This is a genomic window from Herbaspirillum sp. UBA812, assembly GCF_002296545.1.
GTDB lineage: Bacteria > Pseudomonadota > Gammaproteobacteria > Burkholderiales > Burkholderiaceae_D > Herbaspirillum > Herbaspirillum huttiense.
On the sequence record NZ_DBIC01000173.1, the window covers coordinates 1 to 5,299 of the forward strand.

General features: G+C 64.9%; 6 protein-coding genes. 5 read left to right on the forward strand and 1 reads right to left on the reverse strand.

Features of this window, described 5'->3' with window-relative positions:
- From B3873_RS11610 to B3873_RS11620, 3 genes are all read left to right on the forward strand, one after another.
- On the forward strand, positions 1–407 hold a 407-nt coding region (locus B3873_RS11610; RefSeq protein WP_286866158.1), incomplete at its 5' end, for an efflux RND transporter permease subunit.
- Positions 408–420: 13 nt separating this feature from the next.
- Positions 421–1,890: an efflux transporter outer membrane subunit gene (locus B3873_RS11615; RefSeq protein ID WP_276840986.1), complete on the forward strand. Its 1,470-nt coding sequence runs from the start codon at positions 421–423 to the stop codon at positions 1,888–1,890.
- 74 nt (positions 1,891–1,964) lie between these two features.
- Positions 1,965–2,354 carry a hypothetical protein gene (locus B3873_RS11620; protein ID WP_286866161.1) on the forward strand — a complete coding sequence of 130 codons (390 nt, stop codon included), beginning with the start codon at positions 1,965–1,967 and terminating at the stop codon, positions 2,352–2,354.
- A gap of 3 nt (positions 2,355–2,357) precedes the next feature.
- Here B3873_RS11620 and B3873_RS11625 read toward each other — a convergent pair whose 3' ends face one another.
- The gene (locus tag B3873_RS11625) at positions 2,358–3,284 is read right to left on the reverse strand and encodes a LysR family transcriptional regulator (protein WP_034330341.1); all 927 of its coding nucleotides are present in this window, start codon (positions 3,282–3,284) and stop codon (positions 2,358–2,360) included.
- A gap of 206 nt (positions 3,285–3,490) precedes the next feature.
- On the opposite strand from B3873_RS11625, the gene B3873_RS11630 reads away from it, so the two are divergent.
- Complete coding sequence (locus tag B3873_RS11630) at positions 3,491–4,609, forward strand: porin (RefSeq protein WP_051156369.1); 1,119 nt, start codon at positions 3,491–3,493, stop codon at positions 4,607–4,609.
- A gap of 90 nt (positions 4,610–4,699) precedes the next feature.
- Positions 4,700–5,299, forward strand: a 600-nt coding sequence (locus B3873_RS11635; protein ID WP_286866164.1) for an extracellular solute-binding protein, incomplete at its 3' end; no start/stop codon positions are given.

Below are 5,299 nucleotides of genomic sequence, written 5' to 3' on the forward strand. Positions count from 1 at the left end.
TGGCACTGCATCTGCGCGGCATGACGCTCAACGTGTCCTCGGCGGTGGGCTTCATTGCCCTGTTCGGGGTGGCCGTGCTCAACGCCATCATCATGATGTCGAACCTGAATCGCTGGGTTGCCCGGTCCGGCCTGCCGTTGCGCGAAGCCGTCATCAGCGCTGCGCTCGAACGCATGCGGCCAGTGCTCATGACCGCGACTGTCGCCGCGCTCGGCCTGGTCCCGGCCGCCATTGCCCACGGACTGGGCAGCGACGTGCAGCGGCCGCTGGCCACGGTAGTGGTGGGCGGCCTGATGAGCGCCACCCTGCTGACCCTGGTCTTGCTGCCCGCCTTGTACTACCTGGTCGAATCGAAGCTGGCGCGGCCTGCGCCAGCGCCTTCCGATGACCCTGCCAACGCCCGATGAGGATGACTTCACCATGTTCCTGACTCCTGTCACTCCCCGCCTGCTGCGCTGGCCCTGCCTGGCCTGCAGCACCGCGCTCGCGCTGACCCTCGGCGGCTGCGCCGTCGGTCCTGACTTCAAACAACCCGCTGCCCCGACGGTCAGCAGCTACACCGCCGAGAAGGTGGAAGCCACAGCGTCTCTCGATGGCCAGCATTTCGTGGCCGGGCAGGATGTGCCGGCGCAGTGGTGGAAGGTCTTTGGCTCGCCGGCGCTGGATGCGCTGGTCGACCAGGCCCTGGCCCACAATGCCGACCTGGAAGCGGCGCAGGCCGCCCTGCGCGCGGCGCGCGAGTCCGCCGCGGCCCAGGGCGGCGGGCTCTGGCCCAGCGTGGACCTGCATTTCATGCCCACGCGCCAGAAGGTCGCCGATACCCTGGCCAGTCCGCTGGCCGACAACAGCTACATCTACAACCTGCACACCGCCCAGCTCAATATCGCCTATGCCCCGGACATCTTCGGCGGAACACGCCGCCAGATCGAGGCGGGCCGGGCGCAGGCCGAGGTGCAGCGCTTCCAGCGCAATGCCACCTACCTGACGCTGGTGTCCAACGTGGTGCTGGCCGTGGTCAATGAAGCGGCACTGCGCGAGCAGTTGCAGGCTGCTGAACAGGCTGCCGCTCTGGCCGCCAGGCAGCTGGATCTGGTGCGCCAGCAACGCGCGCTGGGGGCGCTGGGGCTGGCTGACGTGGCGGCCCAGGAAAGCCTGCTGGCGCAGGCCCAGGCGGCCTTGCCGGCCCTGCGCAAGCAGCTGGCCCAGCAGCGCGACCAGATCGCCGTGCTGGCGGGACACTTCCCCGGGGAAGGCGGCAGCCCGCAACTGCCGCTGTCGGCCCTGACTTTGCCAGCCGAACTGCCGCTGAGCCTGCCGTCCACGCTGGTCCAGCAACGCCCCGACGTGCGCGCCGCGCAGGCGCAACTGCAGGCAGCCTCGGCCCAGGTCGGCGTGGCCATCGCCAACCGGCTGCCCAGCTTCAACATCACCGGCACCATCGGCAGCTCGGCGCAGGAGTTCTCCAAACTGTTCACCTCGGGGCCCGGCTTCTGGACCTTGGGGCTGGACCTGGCCACGCCCCTCTTCCATGGCGGCAGTCTGCAGCATCAGCAGCGCGCGGCCGAGGCCGGGCTGGATCAGGCCGGCGCGCAGTACCGCAGTGTGGTGCTGGGCGCGTTCCAGAACGTGGCCGACACCTTGCATGCCATTGCTGCCGATGCCGACGGGCTGGCAGCTGCCACACGCGCCGAGAGCGCGGCCCAGCGCAGCTTCGATGCCGCGCAGGCGCAATGGAAGGCCGGCATCGCGGGCTATCCGCAGGTCCTGCTGGCACAGCAGAACCTGCTGACGGCCAGCCAGTCGCGGCTGCAGGCGCAAGCCGCGCGCCTGGCCGATACCGTGGCGCTGTTCCAGGCACTGGGCGGCGGCTGGTGGCATCAGGACCTGTAACCGCGCACACCACCACAATGTCACGGAGGGCGCGGCCCGCATGCCGCCGCTCTCCGTCATCCGAAGACCCGATCATGAAACTGCCCCCGACCTCTTTGCTCTTGCTGCTGAGCGCGCTGGCCCTGACGGCCTGTGCGTGGACGCCATCACCTCCGGCCCACCGAGCCAGCAACACGCCCGGTGTGGTGGAAGGCTTCATCGATCCGGACACGCCGGCCGACCAGTTGCCACCCTGCGTGGCAAGACAACTGGCCAAGCTGCGTGGCGGCACTCGCTTTGCCGCCATCGGCTATCGCCACTGGGCCAGCCATTTCCATGGCACCGCCTACACCGCGCTGGCCGACGGCACCGCTTTGCAACTGCATCAGAAGGTGCTGATGGTTCCCGGAGACTGCAATCGCGGCGAGCTGGCGCAACTACTGGAACCGACCTGGATTCCCGTCATGAACAACGCCACCCCGTAATGCTCAGAACCAGTGATTGGCCTGCTTCAGATCGCTGCGCAACTCGCGGAAGCAGTGATCGGTCCAGTGGCTGCGGCTGACTTCATTACGCCGCATGAGAACGATCTTGCGTTTCAGGGTCGGCTGCCGCAGCGGGGCCACGTGCAGGCTGTCATCGCGCAGATACGTGGTGTAGAGGCTGGGCATGATGCCGATGGCAATGCCCGAGCGCACCACGCCGTAGAGTGATTCGCTGTGCACGACCTGATAGCGCCGCGAGGATGCCAGCCCGTGCTGCATCAGCGCTGCGGAAGCAAATTCCCATACGCTGCCCTGGGTGAACAGCACGATCTCTTCCCCCGCCATCTGCCGCCACTGCACCTCCTTGGCCCCCGACAGCGGATGGCGGCGCGAGACGATCAGCACCAGCTCATCTTCGAACAGGGTCACCGTCTCCAGCGTCTGCGAGGACAGCGAATCGGGCGGCTTGATGCCCACGCAGAAATCCAGCTTGCCCGAATGCAGCGCGTCCAGCAGGGCATCGTTGGGCATGTCCTGTAGCAGAATTTCCACATGTTCGTCATGCGCCTGGTTGTAGCGCGCGATCACCGCCGCCGTCAGCGTCACCGCCGAGGGAATCGCCCCGACCCGGATGCGATGGCGTCCGGTGCCGATGGCGTGCTCGATGTCGTCGAAGATGTTGCTGGCCGTATTGAGCAGATGGCGGGCGTATTCCAGCACCACGCTGCCCTGCGCGGTCAGGCTGATCTGATGCGTGGTGCGGTCGAAAAGCCGCGTGCCAAGCTGGTTCTCGAGCTGCTTGATGGAAGCCGACAGCGCCGGCTGGGTCACCGCCAGGGCATCCGCAGCGCGGCTGAAGCTGTTGGTGTCGGCCAGGGTGACCAGCGCCTGCAGATGGCGCAGGGTGACTTTCTGATTCAGTTTGATCATGGCAAGCCCGCAAAACAAGTTGGCAATCCCCCAGTCCATGCAGAATCAGCTGACGGGAAACGCGGCATCGTTATAAATTGAATTTATGAAATTATAAATATAAACAAATTATATTATTTAACGTCTTGTCCTATCCTCCACACCGTTCGCAGCACATTCCAACAATGAACGGTCGCAAGGCCATCTTCAATACCACAGGGGCAGGCATGAAAAAACACTGGATGATAGGCGCGCTGGCCATTCCGGCAGCGCTGGCAGGCGCACAGGCACAGGCGCAGAGCAAGGTCGAGATCTACGGTCTCATCTCGGGCGGCGTGGGTTATCTCACCAATCAGGGCGGTCCGCACAACTTCGAGGCGCTCTCGGGCACCAACCAGAATCCGCGCATCGGCTTCCGCGGCCAGGAAGACCTGGGCGGCGGCACCCGCGCCATCTTCACGCTGGAAAACGGCTTCAACATGATGACCGGCGCGGCCTCGCAGAGCGGCCGCCTGTTCGGCCGCCAGTCCTGGGTCGGCCTGGCCTCCAACAGCATGGGTACCGTGACCCTGGGCCGCCAGTACGAAGCGGTCAAGGACTACCTGGGCCCGGTGGTCATCGCCAGCAACGGCGTGCACATCGGCGACAACGACAACGGCTACAACAACCTGCGCGTGCAGAACTCGGTCAAGTATGTCAGCCCGATGTTCAACGATTTCAACGTCACCGCCTTGTATGGATTTGGCGAAGCCGCCGGTGATGCATCGGTCAACCGCGTCATGAGCATCGGCTCCGGCTACAAGGGCGGCAACTTCCGCTGGGCCGTGGCCTTCACCCAGATGGACCAGCCCAACAGCACCAAGAGCCCCGATGGCGCCATGGGCAACGATTACGCCAGCTCGCTGCTGATCTTCAACAAGAGCGCGGTCAACAGCTCGGCCGGCGTACGCCGCCAGCGCATCGCCGGGACCGGCGGTTTCTATACCGTTGGCAAGACCGACTTCGGTGCCATGTACAGCAACGTCAAGTACGAATACCTGGACAACACCAAGCTGACGCTGCAGAACTTCGACATCAACCTGGTGCACCACTACACGCCGGCCCTGAACCTGGGCGCGTCCTACTTCTATACCACCGGCAAGTACGACACCATCAACAAGAACCCGAAGTGGCACCAGATCAACCTGCAGGCGGATTACTTCCTGTCCAAGCGCACCGACGTGGCCATCACCTACAGCTACCAGCTGGCAGCCGGTGATGCGACCAAGGCCACCATCTTCGGTTTCCCCTCGTCCAGCGACAAGAAGCAGGCCGTGCTGATGCTGGGCATGCGTCACGTGTTCTAAGTTTCATCTGCTCTCCCCCGGCCTGGCCAGTGGCTCCCGCGCTGGCCGGGCCTACAATATGCAGTCTTTTTACCGGTATCAAGGATCGCCATGTTCAAGCCCGCTCGTTGCTCTCGTCCCCTCGCCGCCCTGGCCATGACCGGCATCGGCCTGTCCCTGCTGGCGGCCCCGGCCCACGCGGAAAAGCGCACGCTGGTGCTGTCGGCGTATCCGATTTCCCAGCCGCTGTTCAACAAGCTGGTCTATGCGCCCTTCAAGGAAAAATGCGGCTGCGAAATCGTGGTGGAAACCGGCAACAATGCCGACCGCATCGCCAAGCTCGACGCCCGCCGCAACAATCCGGTGGTGGACCTGGTGCTGCTGTCGGACTTCGGCATGCTCGAAGCGGCACGCAAGGGCCTGGTGCAGCCGCTGGACTATGCCAGGCTGAAGAATTACAGCCAGATCTATCCCTTCGCCCGCAATCCCATCGGCGGCAATTACGCCGTCGGCTACACCATCTATTCGGTCGGCCTGGTCTACCGCAGCGACAAGACGCGCGCCCCGCAATCCTGGAAAGACCTGTGGAGCCCCGAGAAGAAGGGCCGCCTGGCGCTGCCCGACGTGAGCACCACGCAAGGCCCGCTGGCCCTGCAGATGGCTGACCTGGCCTGGGGTGGCAAGGGCGGCGACTATGCCGCCGGCATGCAG

Coding starts and splice junctions, on each gene's coding strand:
- B3873_RS11615 (WP_276840986.1), top strand. CDS start 421: ATGTTCCTGACTCCTGTCACTCCCCGCCTGCTGCGCTGGCCCTGCCTG.
- B3873_RS11620 (WP_286866161.1), top strand. CDS start 1,965: ATGAAACTGCCCCCGACCTCTTTGCTCTTGCTGCTGAGCGCGCTGGCC.
- B3873_RS11625 (WP_034330341.1), bottom strand. CDS start 3,284: ATGATCAAACTGAATCAGAAAGTCACCCTGCGCCATCTGCAGGCGCTG.
- B3873_RS11630 (WP_051156369.1), top strand. CDS start 3,491: ATGAAAAAACACTGGATGATAGGCGCGCTGGCCATTCCGGCAGCGCTG.